Source organism: Comamonas composti DSM 21721 (genome assembly GCF_000429845.1).
GTDB classification, from domain to species: Bacteria; Pseudomonadota; Gammaproteobacteria; order Burkholderiales; family Burkholderiaceae_C; genus Comamonas; species Comamonas composti.
Genome location: NZ_AUCQ01000014.1, coordinates 35,949 through 50,485 on the forward strand (window position 1 = coordinate 35,949; position 14,537 = coordinate 50,485).

Annotated in this window: 17 protein-coding genes; 12 read left to right on the forward strand and 5 right to left on the reverse strand. The window is 60.5% G+C overall.

What is annotated here, in order from left to right; all coding sequences use genetic code 11:
- Nucleotides 1–2: 2 nt before the first annotated feature.
- The 4 genes from G486_RS0109945 to G486_RS0109960 all read left to right on the forward strand — a co-directional run bounded on the left by G486_RS0109945 (nucleotide 3) and on the right by G486_RS0109960 (nucleotide 3,178).
- Nucleotides 3–752, forward strand: a complete 750-nt coding sequence (locus tag G486_RS0109945; protein WP_027015410.1) for an ABC transporter ATP-binding protein — start codon at nucleotides 3–5, stop codon at nucleotides 750–752.
- A gap of 242 nt (nucleotides 753–994) precedes the next feature.
- A complete protein-coding gene (locus G486_RS0109950; RefSeq protein ID WP_027015411.1) occupies nucleotides 995–1,357 on the forward strand; it encodes a DMT family protein in 363 nt (120 codons plus the stop codon).
- 140 nt (nucleotides 1,358–1,497) lie between these two features.
- Nucleotides 1,498–2,145: a DUF47 domain-containing protein gene (locus tag G486_RS0109955; RefSeq protein WP_027015412.1), complete on the forward strand. Its 648-nt coding sequence runs from the start codon at nucleotides 1,498–1,500 to the stop codon at nucleotides 2,143–2,145.
- Nucleotides 2,146–2,167: 22 nt separating this feature from the next.
- Nucleotides 2,168–3,178, forward strand: coding sequence for an inorganic phosphate transporter (locus G486_RS0109960; RefSeq protein ID WP_027015413.1), 1,011 nt, complete (start codon nucleotides 2,168–2,170; stop codon nucleotides 3,176–3,178).
- Between the two features lie 282 nt (nucleotides 3,179–3,460).
- On the opposite strand, the gene G486_RS0109965 is transcribed toward G486_RS0109960, so the two are convergent.
- Together G486_RS0109965 and G486_RS0109970 are read right to left on the reverse strand one after the other, a co-directional pair.
- Nucleotides 3,461–3,916 (reverse strand): TM2 domain-containing protein, encoded by a 456-nt coding sequence (locus G486_RS0109965; protein ID WP_034387217.1) that lies wholly within the window; start codon nucleotides 3,914–3,916, stop codon nucleotides 3,461–3,463.
- A 2-nt stretch (nucleotides 3,917–3,918) separates the two neighbouring features.
- Nucleotides 3,919–4,449 (reverse strand): GNAT family N-acetyltransferase, encoded by a 531-nt coding sequence (locus tag G486_RS0109970; RefSeq protein WP_407059794.1) that lies wholly within the window; start codon nucleotides 4,447–4,449, stop codon nucleotides 3,919–3,921.
- Between the two features lie 144 nt (nucleotides 4,450–4,593).
- Between G486_RS0109970 and rpsP the strand changes: the two genes are divergently transcribed.
- From rpsP to G486_RS0110000, 6 genes are all read left to right on the forward strand, one after another.
- A complete protein-coding gene (rpsP, locus tag G486_RS0109975; RefSeq protein ID WP_027015416.1) occupies nucleotides 4,594–4,845 on the forward strand; it encodes a 30S ribosomal protein S16 in 252 nt (83 codons plus the stop codon).
- A 96-nt stretch (nucleotides 4,846–4,941) separates the two neighbouring features.
- Complete coding sequence (rimM, locus tag G486_RS0109980; protein WP_027015417.1) at nucleotides 4,942–5,508, forward strand: ribosome maturation factor RimM; 567 nt, start codon at nucleotides 4,942–4,944, stop codon at nucleotides 5,506–5,508.
- Between the two features lie 273 nt (nucleotides 5,509–5,781).
- The gene (trmD, locus tag G486_RS0109985) at nucleotides 5,782–6,555 is read left to right on the forward strand and encodes a tRNA (guanosine(37)-N1)-methyltransferase TrmD (RefSeq protein WP_027015418.1); all 774 of its coding nucleotides are present in this window, start codon (nucleotides 5,782–5,784) and stop codon (nucleotides 6,553–6,555) included.
- 160 nt (nucleotides 6,556–6,715) lie between these two features.
- Nucleotides 6,716–7,096, forward strand: coding sequence for a 50S ribosomal protein L19 (gene rplS, locus G486_RS0109990; RefSeq protein WP_027015419.1), 381 nt, complete (start codon nucleotides 6,716–6,718; stop codon nucleotides 7,094–7,096).
- A gap of 81 nt (nucleotides 7,097–7,177) precedes the next feature.
- Nucleotides 7,178–7,873, forward strand: a complete 696-nt coding sequence (locus G486_RS0109995) for a CoA pyrophosphatase (protein WP_027015420.1) — start codon at nucleotides 7,178–7,180, stop codon at nucleotides 7,871–7,873.
- Nucleotides 7,874–7,930: 57 nt separating this feature from the next.
- Nucleotides 7,931–8,920, forward strand: coding sequence for a CobD/CbiB family protein (locus tag G486_RS0110000; RefSeq protein ID WP_027015421.1), 990 nt, complete (start codon nucleotides 7,931–7,933; stop codon nucleotides 8,918–8,920).
- 81 nt (nucleotides 8,921–9,001) lie between these two features.
- Here the strand turns inward: G486_RS0110000 and rsgA are convergent, their stop codons facing one another.
- From rsgA to G486_RS0110015, 3 genes are read right to left on the reverse strand one after another with little or no spacing between them, the layout of a single operon-like run.
- Nucleotides 9,002–9,967: a ribosome small subunit-dependent GTPase A gene (gene rsgA, locus G486_RS0110005; protein ID WP_027015422.1), complete on the reverse strand. Its 966-nt coding sequence runs from the start codon at nucleotides 9,965–9,967 to the stop codon at nucleotides 9,002–9,004.
- Between the two features lie 15 nt (nucleotides 9,968–9,982).
- A complete protein-coding gene (locus G486_RS0110010) occupies nucleotides 9,983–10,321 on the reverse strand; it encodes a 4a-hydroxytetrahydrobiopterin dehydratase (RefSeq protein ID WP_027015423.1) in 339 nt (112 codons plus the stop codon).
- Complete coding sequence (locus tag G486_RS0110015; RefSeq protein ID WP_051303378.1) at nucleotides 10,318–11,655, reverse strand: M48 family metallopeptidase; 1,338 nt, start codon at nucleotides 11,653–11,655, stop codon at nucleotides 10,318–10,320. Before G486_RS0110015 ends, G486_RS0110010 begins: the two co-directional genes overlap by 4 nt.
- Before the next feature lie 30 nt (nucleotides 11,656–11,685).
- Here G486_RS0110015 and orn point away from each other — a divergent pair, with 30 nt between their 5' ends.
- The gene (orn, locus tag G486_RS0110020; protein WP_027015425.1) at nucleotides 11,686–12,279 is read left to right on the forward strand and encodes an oligoribonuclease; all 594 of its coding nucleotides are present in this window, start codon (nucleotides 11,686–11,688) and stop codon (nucleotides 12,277–12,279) included.
- A 264-nt stretch (nucleotides 12,280–12,543) separates the two neighbouring features.
- Entirely contained in the window at nucleotides 12,544–14,421 is a 1,878-nt protein-coding gene (locus tag G486_RS0110025; protein WP_027015426.1) for a DEAD/DEAH box helicase, read from the forward strand.
- Nucleotides 14,422–14,537: the final 116 nt, after the last annotated feature.

Consider the following 14,537-nt stretch of genomic DNA (forward strand, 5'->3'; position numbering starts at 1 on the left):
GCATGCAAGAGAGAGATGACAAGGCCTGGACTTCGCAGCCCCCGGCCCTGCTTGAGGTCCGGGGGCTCAGGGTCGCTTATGGCGGCATACAGGCCGTCAAGGGGGTGGATTTCGAGGTGCGAGAGGGCGAGCTGGTCTCCCTCATAGGCTCGAATGGCGCGGGCAAGACCACGACCCTGAAGGCCGTGACATGTGGCCTGCTGCCTGTCGATGGTGAAATCCTCTACCAGGGGCGCAGCATACGCGGCGCAGGCGCCTGGGATCTGGTCGCCAAGGGCTTGATCATGGTGCCCGAAGGGCGTGGTGTCTTTGCGCGCATGAGCATTACAGAGAATCTGCTCATGGGCGCTTTCACGCGCAAGGACAAAAGCGGCATCGCGGCCGACATGGAGCACATGTTCGAGCTGTTCCCGCGCCTCAGGGAGCGCGCGGCCCAGCTTGCGGGCACCATGAGCGGTGGCGAGCAGCAGATGCTGGCCATGGCCCGGGCCTTGATGGGGCGGCCCAAGATCCTGCTGCTGGATGAGCCCTCCATGGGCTTGTCTCCCATCATGGTGGACAAGATCTTCGAAGTCGTGCGCGACGTGCATGCCTTGGGCGTGACCATGGTGCTCGTGGAGCAAAATGCCAGCCGTGCCCTGGCCCTGGCTGACCGCGGCTATGTGATGGAGTCCGGCCTGATCAGCATGAGCGGGGCCGGCTCGGAACTGCTCAGGGATGAGCGCGTAAGGGCGGCTTATCTCGGCGAGTGAAGAGCCGTGAGTCAAGCAGGCAATGTCCCGTGAAATTCATGGGATATGTCGTAAATATGACGCCATTGTGATGGATTTCTTTCAATTTTCTTGCCTGATCGATGTTGTGCTTTTTGTTTCTTTTCTGATGAATTTGTGATCGATGGATTTGATAAAAAACCAATTGGAAAAATTAGGAAAATGATTTGCTCATCGATCCGACCCTGCATGCTTGGCCAGCCCCATGAGCAAGAGGCTCGTCCATGAGCTGGTGGCAAAGCTTGCCCGTGGGGCTGCAGACCGTGGCTCTGCTGGCTTTGAGCAATGTGTTCATGACCATGGCCTGGTACGGTCACTTGAAGAATCTTTCAAGCGCTCCCTGGTATGTGGCGGCGCTGGTCAGCTGGGGCATTGCGCTGTTCGAGTACCTGCTGCAGGTGCCTGCCAACCGCATAGGGCATACGCAGTTCAGTGTGGCTCAGCTCAAGATCATGCAGGAGGTGATCACGCTGGCCGTGTTTGCGCCGTTTGCGGTGCTCTACCTGAACCAGCCCCTCAAATGGGACTTCCTCTGGGCGGGACTGTGCATGATAGGGGCCGTGTATTTTATTTTTCGCGGAGCTTGAAGCAATTGATGACCCTCGCGCAAAAACGCAAGGGGAGTGGAGAGTACACTTCGCCCCGTTTAAGCCGGGAAGCCATGCCAAGCATGCTTGATGTGAAGCAGTGAGTCGCCTGGTCCCTTTTCCCCCGGTAAGGAGCATTCATGCTGTTTGGCAAGTTATTGCCGCGCGAAGGCAATTTTTTCGAGATGTTCAACCAGCATGCCGATCGCATCGTCGAAGCAGCGCATGCCTTCTCGCAACTGGTTGCCAACTACAACGATCCGCATCTGCGTGAGAAGTACAACGCCGATGTGGACAATGCGGAGCGCGCGGCCGATCGCGTCACGCACGAGGTCACCAAGGCCTTGCACAAGACCTTCATCACGCCGCTGGACCGCGAGCACATCCACTCCCTGATCAATACCATGGACGATGTGGCCGACCTGATCCAGGACTCGGCCGAGACCATGTCGCTGTACGACGTGCGTCATATGACCGAGGAGATCACGCGTCTGACCGATCTGTGCGTGCGCTGCTGCGAGCGCGTGCGCGATGTGGTCAAGATGCTGGCACGCATTGCGGACCCGGCCGTGGTCGAGGCGGCGGTCAAGACCTGCGACGAGATCGATCGTCTGGAAAGCGATGCCGACCGCGTCATGCGCGCGGCCATGAGCAAGCTGTTCCGTGAGGAGCCCGATGTGCGCGAAGTCATCAAGCTCAAGGCGATCTACGAGTTGCTGGAGACGATCACCGATCGCTGCGAGGACGTGGCCAACCTGGTCGAGGGCATCGTCCTCGAAAACTCCTGAAGTCCAGCGGAGCTCTCGCATCATGGAAAGCGTACAAGCGGCCCTATGGGTCGTGATCCTGTTGGTCGTACTGGCCTTGCTGTTCGATTTCATGAACGGCTTTCACGACGCAGCCAACTCGATTGCGACCGTGGTTTCCACAGGGGTGCTCAAGCCCACGCATGCCGTGGCCTTTGCGGCCTTCTTCAACGTGATCGCGGTCTTCGTGTTCCACCTCAGCGTGGCGGCGACCGTGGGCAAGGGGATTGTCCAGCCGGGCATCGTGGACACCCATGTGGTGTTCGGGGCCCTGGTCGGGGCCATTGCCTGGAACGTGATCACCTGGATCTACGGCATTCCCAGCAGCTCCTCGCATGCGCTCATCGGCGGCATCGTGGGCTCGGTGATCGCCAAGGCAGGGGCCGGCGCGCTGATTGCCAGCGGCATCTGGAAGACCGTGGCCTTCATCTTCGTCTCGCCCTTGCTCGGCTATCTGCTGGGCTCGCTGATGATGGTTCTCGTGGCCTGGGTCTGCCGCCGCGCGAGCCCCAACCGCATCGACCGCTGGTTTCGCCGGCTGCAACTGGTCTCCGCAGGCGCCTACAGTCTGGGCCATGGCGGCAATGATGCGCAAAAGACCATCGGCATCATCTGGCTGCTGCTGATTGCCACCGGCTATGCGAACGCTGGCGATTCCGAGCCGCCGCTGTGGACCATTGCGAGCTGCTACCTGGCGATTGGCCTGGGCACCATGTTCGGCGGCTGGCGCATCGTCAAGACCATGGGCCAGAAGATCACCAAGCTCAAGCCCGTGGGCGGTTTTTGTGCAGAAAGCGGCGGCGCGCTGACGCTTTTCATTGCCACGGCCATGGGAGTTCCGGTGTCCACCACGCACACCATTACCGGTGCCATCGTGGGCGTGGGCTCCACCCAGCGCGCAAGTGCCGTGCGCTGGGGCGTGGCCGGCAACATCGTCTGGGCCTGGGTGCTGACGATTCCTGCCAGCGCCTTTGTGGCGGCCATTGCCTACTGGATCAGCCTGCAACTGTATTGACGCCTCCCGGAGTCGTCTGCGGCGCCTTCCCCTTCGGGGACGACGCCTTCGCTGCGGGGCGACCCTTGCCCGACATCCCTGAGTTAGGCCGCGCTGCTCTTTTGCGTAGCGAGGTATGGTCTTGCGCAGCCGCGGCAAGACCGGCTCCCGGGGGAGAGTCTTCTCGGAAGACGGTGGCGAGCTGGCTGAATAAAAAACATAGCTGCCAGCACTTGCGGCGCTTGGGTTTCAGGTGAAAAACCATCTGAAATCCAGTGGTGGCAAGCGCTGGCAGCTCTTTTTTTATTGAGAGATCTTGCGTGCCTCTTCGATCTGGTATTCGAAGAAGTGTTGAAAGCTGTAGGCTAGGCTGGCCATGAGCGCCGTGGCTCCTATCATCAGGGCCAGGCCGGTGGCGAATACCGTGACCCAACTGGTCTGACCCCAGGCCGCCTCGGGGTTGGCTTCGGGGTTGTGGCGCAGGTTCCAGACCTGCTTGTCGGTCAGGCCATAGACGATGGCGCGCAGGCTGCAGCAGGCAATCGTAAAGCCCAGCATGGGAATCAGGGCCCAGCTCAGCCTGTCGTCCATGCCCAGTTTCTGAATGCGCTCCATGCCATAAAAGCCCAGGGCCGTAGGCAGGGGGAGCAGCCAGCCCAGCCAGTCTCCAAAGCCGTGCAGGTAAAAGCGGTGCAGGCCGATGGGCCCTCCCAGAAAGCTCAGCCAGACGGCCGTTGTCTTGCTCTTGTTTTTTCGCATGCTCACTTCTCGACAGGAGGACTCCGGTCGCCGGTGCCCAGGGTTTTTTCCATGAGCACGATGTCCAGCCAGCGACCGAATTTCCAGCCCATGGAGCGCAGTGTGCCAGCGGGAACAAAACCTGTCGACCGGTGAAGCCCTATGGAGCCGGTATTGGCCGAGTCGCCTATCACGGCCAGCAGCTTGCGTACACCTGCTGCCTCGCAGTCCGTGACGAGCGCCTGCAAAAGGCGCCTGCCCACACCCTGGCCGCGTGCAGAGTCGAGCACATAGACCGAGTCCTCGGCAGAAAAGCGATAGGCCGGGCGTGGCTTGAACCAGTTGGCATAGGCAAAGCCCAGGAGCCGGCCTGCATCGTCCTCGGCAATCAGATACGGAAGCTCCTTGGAGAGCACGTCCTCGCGGCGCGCAGCCATTTCCTGGGCCGAGGGCGGATCTGTCTCGAAAGTTCCTGTGCCGTACAGCACATGGTGACGATAAATTGCCGCGATGGCCGGCAGATCGCAGGCCTGGCTCGGACGTATGTTCAACATGGGCGTAGGCATGGGGAAAAGAAACCGATATAATGGCCGACTTTACGGCGTGTCGCTGGCCGGGTGGCTATGTCGCGTGTCTCAGCGCCGCAAAAAACTGCAGTACTTTTTTCAATGGTGCTGCAACCACCCGAAGGATAAATCATGGTCGTTATTCGACTCTCCCGTGGCGGCTCCAAGGCTCGTCCGTTCTACAACATTGTGGCTGCCGACAAGCGCGTGCGTCGCGACGGCTCTTTCATCGAGCGCCTGGGATTTTACAACCCCAGCGCCCGTGGCGGTGAAGAAGCCCTGCGCGTGGCCCTGGACCGCGTGACCTACTGGAAGGGCGTTGGCGCCCAGTGCTCTGAAACTGCAGAGCGTCTGATCAAGCAGGCGACTCAGAAGGCCGCCTGATAGGGTAGCCTGTTCAAGGTAGCCCTTTCGAAAGCGGGTTCCGTTGGCTAGTCTGACGGAACCCGCTTTTTTATTTTTGCTTTGAAGATCCTAGTCATGAGCCTGCCCCATTTAGACGCTGCCAGCCTGCCCCCCGATGCCGTTGAGGTGGGGCGCATTGCCGATGCCTGGGGCATCAAGGGCTGGTTCAAGATTGTGGCTTTCAGCGCCGATGCTCAGGCCCTGCTGTCGGCCAAGCAGTGGTTTCTACAGCCGCCGGAGAAAGGTGCCAGGCCTTTTGCCGGCACCTTGGTCCTGCCCATCAAACAGGCGCGGGTGCATTCGGATGCGATTGTTGCCACATCGCCCGCGGTAGCTGATCGCAATGCTGCCGAGACCTTGCGGGGTGCGCGTGTCTTTGTTGCACGCGAGGACTTTCCCCAGACCGAAGATGGCGAGTACTACTGGGTGGATCTGATGGGGCTGGCGGTGAGCAACCGTGAAGGCGTGAGTCTGGGGGTGGTCAAGGACTTGTTGTCCACGGGGCCGCAAACCGTGCTTGTGCTGGAGTATGAGCAAGAGGGCAAGTCGTGCGAGCGCATGATTCCCTTTGTCGACGCCTATATCGACAAGGTCGATTTGCAAGCCAAGAGCATCGTGGCTGACTGGCAGCCGGATTATTGACGCTCCCCCTGAGCGGCTGCGCCGCGTCCCTCCAGGGGAAGGACACTCTCGCTGCGCGGCGGCTCTGGCTCAGTGTCCGGGCCAGGCCGAGATGGCTTCTCATGGATATGCTCCAACCAGAGCGATGGCCTCTCCATCCCCAGCCTGAGTGCTTGCCGGTATGGCACCTTCTCCCTCGAGTGAAGGTGGGGATGGCATGGGTTTTGAGATGCGATTGCCCTGCTTGAATGATTGATCTGCTGCAAATTACGGAGCTGCTTTTGCGGATATGCCATGCGTTTTGATGTGATCACCTTGTTTCCCGAGCTGTTTGTGCCGCTTCTGACCAGCGGAGTCACGCGGCGTGCCTATGCCTCGGGGCAGGTCGATGTGCACTTGTGGAATCCGCGTGACTATGCCGAAGGAAATTACCGGCGTGTCGACGACAGGCCTTTTGGCGGCGGCCCGGGCATGGTCATGCTGGCCGAGCCTTTGCAGCGCTGTCTCGATGCGCTGCGCGCAGCCAGGGCTCAGGCCGAGAAAAGCGAGCCGAATCTTCCGGTGGTGTTGTTTTCTCCCATAGGAAAGACCCTGAACCACGAGGGAGTGGATGGATGGGCCAAGGGGCAGGGGGCCATCTTGTTGTGCGGTCGTTACGAAGGCATAGATCAGCGTTTCATCGATGCCCATGTCACGCACCAGATCAGCCTGGGCGATTTCGTGCTTTCTGGGGGGGAGATCGCGGCCATGGCCATGCTTGATGCCTTGGCGCGACTGCAGCCCGGCGTGCTCAATGACGAGGGAAGTTTTCAGCAGGACAGCTTCAACCCCGCTCTCGACGGCTTGCTCGACTGCCCTCACTACACGCGCCCTGAAGTCTGGGAGGGGCAGTCCGCTCCAGCTGCACTGCTGTCCGGCCATCACCTGCAGATCGAACGCTGGAGACGTGACCAAAGCCTGGCCCTTACCGCACGTCACAGGCCAGAGCTCATAGAAAAGGCCAGGGGTCAGGGGTTGCTCAGTGCCAGGGATGAAGGGGTTTTGGCAAAAAATGCCGAATCGCTATAATGCTTGGTTCTTCGATCCTCTATCCGGCCGCTGCAAGGCCTGTGTCAGGCCTTGATGGGTTTTGCTCAGGTCCCCTACAGCCTCAAAGCAAGATGCAGCCATGGCACCAATCCCGGTGCTTGCCAATTTTGGCGCGGACAAGATCGAGATGGAATTGACCATGAATCTGATCCAGACCCTCGAACAAGAGGAAATCGCCCGTCTGAACAAGACCATTCCGGCTTTCGCCCCTGGCGACACCGTCATCGTGAGCGTGAATGTGGTGGAAGGCAGCCGCAAGCGCGTGCAGGCCTACGAAGGCGTCGTGATTGCCAAGCGCAATCGTGGCCTCAACAGCGGCTTCACCGTGCGCAAGATCTCCAGCGGTGAAGGCGTGGAGCGTACGTTCCAGACCTACTCGCCCCTGATCGCCGGCATCGAAGTCAAGCGCCGTGGTGATGTGCGTCGTGCCAAGCTGTACTACCTGCGTGAGCGCAGCGGCAAGTCGGCACGCATCAAGGAAAAGCTGCCTTCGCGCGTCAAGGTTGCTGCCCAGGCCTAAAGCCCAGGTACGATCTCGCGATAAAGCCGCTACAGTTGCCTGTAGCGGCTTTTTTCGTTTTTCATCCTCCCCTGCAAAACCGTGTCCTCCAGATCTGCTTCTTCCTTGTCGGCATCGATTGACGATCCCCGTAACGCACCCCTGATCGGCGTGGACAGCCATTTGCCGGCCATTGCGCCGGCGGCCCAGACGCCCGGTGCCTTGCGTCAGCGCTTTGCGCTGCCGCCGCAATGGACGCCCGAGGTGGTGCGCGAAAAAAGCTTTGGCAATCGTCCCATGGCCGAGGCTTCGGTTCTGGTGCCCATAGTCCAGCGCGATCAGCCCACGGTGCTGCTCACGCAGCGCACGGCGCATTTATCCACACACTCCGGCCAGGTGGCCTTTCCCGGGGGCAAGCGCGACAAGGAGGATGCGTCGGCCGAAGCCACGGCGCTGCGTGAAGCCCGCGAGGAGGTTGGATTGGCATCGGGTGATGTGGAGGTACTTGGCTGCCTGCCTTTGTATGTCACGGGCTCGGCCTTTGTGATCACGCCGGTGGTAGCCCTGGTCGATCCTGCGGCGCGATTGGAAGCGAACCCTGACGAGGTCCAGGATCTATTTGAAGTGCCGCTGGCGTTTTTGCTCAATCCCGCACACCACCAGCGCCACGCCATGGTCTGGAACGGCGCGCTGCGCGAGTGGTTTGCCATGCCTTACGAGGATGGCGAGCGGCAGCGCTACATCTGGGGCGCCACGGCCGGCATGTTGCGCAACCTCTACCGCTTTCTGGCAGCTTGACAGTACTCATGGTCGGGCTTGAAACAGAATCAATACCACGACCAGTATGATGCGCAGATGAGCTTTTTCGCCATTTTGATCGCCTTGTTGATCGAGCAGGCACGTCCCCTGGCTCCAGGCAATCTGGCGCATGCAGGCTATCGCGCCTGGACGGTGTCCGTGCGGCGCAACTTCGATGCAGGTCAATCCCATCATGGGTGGCTGGCCTGGGTTGTGGCCGTGGTCCTTCCCTGCCTGCTGGTGCTGGGTATCTATCTGGGCTTGCGCTGGAGTGCTGGCTGGCCTCTGGTGCTGCTCTGGAACGTTGCCGTGCTCTATGCCACGCTGGGCTTTCGCCAGTTCAGTCATCATTTCACGCGCATTCGAGATGCCCTGGATGCGGGTGACGAATATGCGGCGCGCACGGCATTGGCACAATGGCAGCAGGTGGATGCCAGCGAGGTGCCGCGCAGCGAGGTGGTGCGGCATGTGCTTGAATATTCTGTGCTCGCGGCCCACCGTCATGTGTTCGGCGTGCTGTTCTGGTTTTCCATTCTCTCGGCCCTGGGCCTGGGGCCTGTGGGCGCCGTGCTCTACCGCATGACCGAATATCTTTCGCGCTCCTGGACGCCTTATGGTGGAGATGAAGGCCAGTCCATAAGCCAGCGTCTGCAGGCCGCTGCACGCCAGGCCTGGACAGTCATAGACTGGCTGCCCGCACGGCTCACAGCCCTGCTGTTTGCCGTGGTTGGCAGCTTTGAGGAGGCCATAGAGGGCTGGCGCTTTCATGCCCAGCGTTTTCCCAATGACAACGATGGCGTGATTTTGGCCGCTACCTCGGGCGCCATCAATGTGCGTCTCGGTGGCGAAGCACTCAAGCGCAGCGAGAGTGCTTCGTCGATGGGTGAGGATGAGCAGGCGCTTGATTGGCAAGGCAGCGGGGAGGCCACACCAGGGCGTAAGCCCGAGCTTGGGCACCTGCGCAGCGTGGTCGGCCTGGTCTGGCGCACGGTTGTGGTCTGGATGCTGTTGCTGGCCTTGCTGTCCGTAGCCCGGCTTCTGGGCTGAGGAAAACTGCGTTGCTGCTATGAATCAAGGAGCTTCTGGCGCTGGCTGAGAAAGCACTGGAGGCGGATGCCCAAACCAGGGTCAATATCTGGGAGACTGGCTGAGCTCATCAAACAGCTCGCCATAGATGCGATAGCGGTGTGCGCTGATCGTATGCTGGGCATCAAGCCCTTCAACGGCCACATGGGGCATCACGGCGCAGCCGGGCTCGTGCAGGTGAGTGCAGTTATAAAACTTGCAGTCCTGGGCATGGGCGCCAATATCAGGCATGCAGCGCGCCAGATCTGCAGGCTGCAAATGTCTGAGGCCGAATTCCTGAAATCCCGGTGAGTCGATGAGAGCCGTCTGGCGCTCCTCGCCGACCCAGTACCAACTGGTCGTGGTCGTAGTGTGCTTGCCTGAGTTCAGTGCTTGGGAGATCTCGCCCGTGGCCGCGGCTGCGCCCGGAATCAGCAGGTTGATCAGTGTGCTCTTGCCAGAGCCCGAAGGCCCGAGCACCAGCGTGGCCTTGCCTTTCAAATGTTGCATCAATAGGGCTTTGTCGGCTTCTCCATCGCGGGTCAGAGACAAAGGCAGAACCTCGTAGTGGGCTTCTGTGCTCTGGTCCAGGCACATTTCGCGATAGGGCCCAAGCCTTTGCCAGGCCTGGGCAAAAGCCTGGCTCAGGTCGCTCTTGTTGAGAGCTATCAGAGGCTTGATGTGTGCAGCCTCGGCTGCAATCAGTGCACGCGCCAGCTGGCTTTCCGAAAATACGGGCTCTGCTGCGATCAGGATCAGCACCTGGTCAATGTTGGCTGCGAACGACTTGGTGCGAACCTCATCCTGGCGGTAGAACAGGTTACGCCTGGGAAGCAGTTTTTCTATGGAGCCTTCCTCTCCCTGACCGGCCGGGGGGAGCTGCCATTGCACCCGGTCGCCGACCACGGTCTGGTTTTTCTTGCCGCGCGGATGGCAGATGTGGCGTGATCCATCGGTCGTCTCGATCACGCTGTGGCGGCCGTGGCTGGAGACGACCAGGCCCTCTCGCAAGGTCCGGGGTTCAGCCATGCGGCACCTCGGACTTCATGCGCTCTCCAGCAGCGCATCGATGCGGCGTGCGCAGTCTATGTCGGTGGCCGAGACGCCGCCCACGTCGTGGGTGTTGAGGCGCACGCTGCAGCGCCCGTAGCTCACATCGAGGTCGGGGTGATGATCCTGCTGATGAGCTATCAGGGCCAGGGCATTCACAAAGGCCATGGTTTCGTAGAAGTTGGCAAAAGCAAAGCTCTTGCTGATGGCCTTCTGATCAGCCTCGAGCTGCCATTCGGACAAGGTGGCGACGGCTGTCTGGAGTTCAGCGCTGCTCAGTGCCTTGCGCTGCTGCAGGCTCCAGTCCTGCTGCTGCAAACGTGGTTTATTCATGTCGATGTTGTTGACGGTGCAGGCATGCGTGCCAGTCTGTCTAGAGCAGGAGGATGCGAGTAGTAAAAGCTCACATACCAGGGGTCTGGTGTCAGGGTGGAGGCATTGTCCTCATAGAGCTTGAGCAGGGCCGAGGCCAGATGAGCGCCATCGGCTTGTTGCATGGCATAGGCATCGGCCTCGAATTCATCGCGGCGCGACAATGCGGAAAACAGAGGGGTGACAAAAAAGCTCAGCACAGGCGTGGCCAGCAGGAACAGCAGCAGGGCCAGGGCTTCATTGCCAAGGCCTATGCCGGCTCCGGTCTGGCCCAGGGCCAAATCCAGGCTGGGGCGTACACCCAAGCCCGAGTAAAACCACAATTGTTGTGACAACCAGCCCAGCAGTGCAAAGCCCGCAAGGCTGGCTGCGAACATGAGCAGCATGCGCTTGAGTATGTGCCGGTGCTTGAAGTGACCCAGCTCATGGGCCAGTACGGCCTCGACCTCGTCGCAGCCCAACTGCTTGAGCAGCGTGTCAAAGAAGACCACGCGCTTCGAATGGCCAAAGCCCGTGAAATAAGCATTGGCATGAGCCGAGCGACGGCTGCCGTCCATGACGAACAGGCCCTTGGCTTCAAAGCCGCAGCGTTGCATGAGCGTGCTGACGCGTGCCTTGAGCGCCTCGTCGGCCAGAGGCTCGAACTTGTTGAAAAGCGGTGCGATAAAGCTCGGGAAAACCCACATCAGCAACAGATTGAAGCCTGTCCACACAGCCCAGGCCCAGAGCCACCACAACGGCCCGGCCGATGCCATGAGCCACAGAATCAGGGCTGCTATCGGCAAGCCTATGACTGCGCCGACCAGAGCGGACTTGAGGGCATCCGTGAGCCACAGGCGCAGCGTCATCTGGTTGAAGCCAAAGCGTTGCTCAAGCACAAAGGTCTGGTAGAGAGACAGTGGCAACTCCACCAGCGATGAGATGGCAGCAAATGTGGCCAGCAAGGCCAATTGCTGAGCCAGACCCGTGCCCATGAGGTCCAGCAGACCCTGGTTGAGTGCATCCAGCCCGCCCAGCAAGGTCCAGGCCAGGACCACCACGGCGCTTAATGTCATGTCCAGCAGTGAGACGCGGCCCTTGGCCAGCGTGTAATCGGCGGCCTTTTGATGCGCAGCCAGTTTGACGCGCCGGGCAAAGGCATCAGGCACCTGATGGCGATGTCGTGCCACATGGCGTATCTGGCGAGAAGCCAGCCAGGCGCGCAGCAGCCATTGAGCCAGCACGGCCAGCGCAAACAACAGGGACAACTGCAAGGCTGTGGCCTGGGGGGAGGGAAATTCGGAGGTCAGGTCCATCGCCTGGCAGTGTAGGCGACAATTTGTTCCATGTCTGAAGCCCTTAGCCCCTGTAACAACATCTCTGCGGTCGCGTTGGCCAAATCCGATCTCAATCTCGTCTGGCTGGACTGCGAAATGACGGGCCTGCAGCCCGATAGAGAACGCATCATAGAAATCGCGGTGGTGGTCACCAGTCCTGACCTGTCCATGCGCGTGGAAGGGCCGGTGTTTGCCATACACCAAAGCGATCAGTTGCTCGACTCCATGGATGCCTGGAACAAGGGCACGCATGGCAAGAGCGGCTTGATACAGCGTGTCAAGGAGTCCCGGACTTCGGAGGCCGAGGCCGAGAGCGCCCTCATCGAGTTTCTGCGCAATTACGTGTCCAAGGGCAAGGCGCCTCTGTGTGGCAACAGCATCGGTCAGGACAGGCGCTTTCTGGAGCGCTACATGCCCAGGCTCAACAATTTCTTCCACTATCGCAACATCGATGTGAGCACGCTCAAGGAGCTGGCCAGACGCTGGAAACCGCAAGCTCATGACTCCTTTAAAAAGGCCCAGCGCCACACGGCCTTGGCCGATGTGCATGAGTCCATCGAAGAGCTTGTGCATTACCGGGCGCAATTGCTCAATCTTGCATAGCCATATAACTTGCGGGAAAACCCGGGGCGTGCGAGAATGGCGGACTTGCCTTTATTGCCGCATTGCATGAAGGCAGCATGCACATCTCCATCACACAAGGGCAGAGCTTGTGCCGCCAGCACCCATCGTGCTTTGCGGTCAGCCAAAAATGCCCATCCGCCCTTTTGCGAAGGGACGGTCAAGTCTGACGGTGGATGTTGAGCCAACCGTCAAGAAAAGCGTGGCAGAGCGCTGACTGCGCGCGCTTTTTGAACAAAGTCATACATGAACGACATCTCTCTAGAGCAGGGCACGATTGCCGCTGCCGACTCTTCTTTGCCCGTATCCGAGCAGGAACAACAAAACACGCCCAATGCCTTCGCCGAACTTGGCCTCGCCAATGAGCTGGTGCGAGCCGTCAATGACCTCGGCTATACCGCGCCAACGGCTGTCCAAGCCCAAGCCATTCCTCTGGCCATGAACAGCGGCGGTGAGCAGCCCTTTATCGATCTCATGGTCTCCAGCCAGACCGGTTCGGGCAAGACCGCGGCCTTTTTGCTGCCAGTGCTGAACACGCTGGTTGAGCAAAAGGCTGCAGAAGATGCCAAGGCCCAGACCGAATATGAGCGCCAGTGCGCCGAAGCGGCAGACAATGGCCAGCCACTTCCCAAGCGCGGCAAGCGCAAGGATCCGACGAATCCGCGCAACTTCAAGGCCGCCGTTCCCGGCGCCCTGATTCTGTGCCCCACGCGCGAGCTGGCCCAACAGGTGGCGCACGATGCCATCGAACTGGTCAAGCACTGCCGCGGCATACGTATTGCCAATGTGGTGGGCGGTATGCCCTATCAGCTGCAAATTGCCAAGCTGCAAAACGCCAACCTGGTCGTGGCCACGCCCGGCCGTCTGCTGGACCTGCAGCGTTCGCTGCAGATTAAGCTCGATCAGGTGCAGTTTCTGGTTGTGGACGAAGCTGACCGCATGCTGGATCTGGGCTTTTCCGACGACCTGGCCGAGATCAACCAACTCACGGCCCAGCGCAAGCAGACCATGATGTTCAGCGCCACCTTCGCGTCGCGCATCCAGCAACTGGCCATGCGCGTCATGCACGATGGCGGTGCCAGCGTGAAAAAGGTCACGATCGACACGCCTCAGGAGCGTCATGCCAACATCAAGCAGGTCTTGTTCTGGGCTGATAACGCTCAGCACAAGCGCAAGATGCTGGATCACTGGTTGCGCGATGCATCGATCAATCAGGCCATCGTCTTTGCCTCCACCCAAGTAGAGTGCGACGGCCTGGCCAACGATCTGCAGCAGGAAGGCTTTTCGGCCGTGGCCTTGCATGGCGCCCTAAGCCAGGGGCTGCGCAACCGTCGCCTCATGGCGCTGCGCAATGGCCAGGTTCAGGTGCTGGTGGCGACTGATGTGGCGGCCCGTGGCATTGATGTGCCCTCCATCACTCACGTATTCAACTACGGCTTGCCCATGAAGGCCGAGGACTACACCCACCGCATTGGCCGCACGGGTCGTGCTGGCCGTGAAGGCGTGGCCGTGACTTTTGCAGAGTTTCGTGATCGCCGTCGTGTGTTTGACATCGAAGGCTATAGCCGTCAGCAGTTCAAGGCCGAAGTCATACCAGGTCTGGAGCCCGTGCAGCGCTCTCCCAGCAGCAACGAAGGCCGCGGCGGCCGTCGCGGAGGCTTTGAAGGCCGTGGTGGTGAGCGTCGCGGTGGCGGCGGTGGTGGTCGTGGCTTTGGTGGGGATCGCGAGCGCAGTTTCGGAGGTGATCGTGAGCGTGGTTTTGGCCCGCGTCGTGATTCCGAGGGCTATGGCCGCAAGTCTGGCTTTGGCAGCTTCGGAGGCCAGCGTGAAGGCGCTGCTCCGCGTGAAGCCGCTCCGCGTGATTTCGGTCACGGCCGTGGCGGTGAGGGGCAAGGCTTTGGCGGTCGCGGCGGTGCTGCCCCGCGCTCCGGCGAACGCCGTGAAGGCGGTTTCCGCGCAGGCGAATCGCGCAGCTTTGGCGGTGAATCGCGAGGTGGCTTTGGCGGTGGCGAGTCCCGTGGCTTTGGTGGTGGTGAACGTCGCCCGGCTTTTGGCAAGAGTGCTCCCAAGCCCTACCAACCCCATGGTGACCGCAAGCGCACGGCGCCTCGCGGCGAGCGTTGATCGGTTTCACCTCCCATCAATCGCTTGTTTGAAGGCAACGCACGGACGGAACGGTGCCGGCGCAATCGCACTGACGACTGCGCGTGGCACTTTGCATTCGACCAGCGAACGCTGGC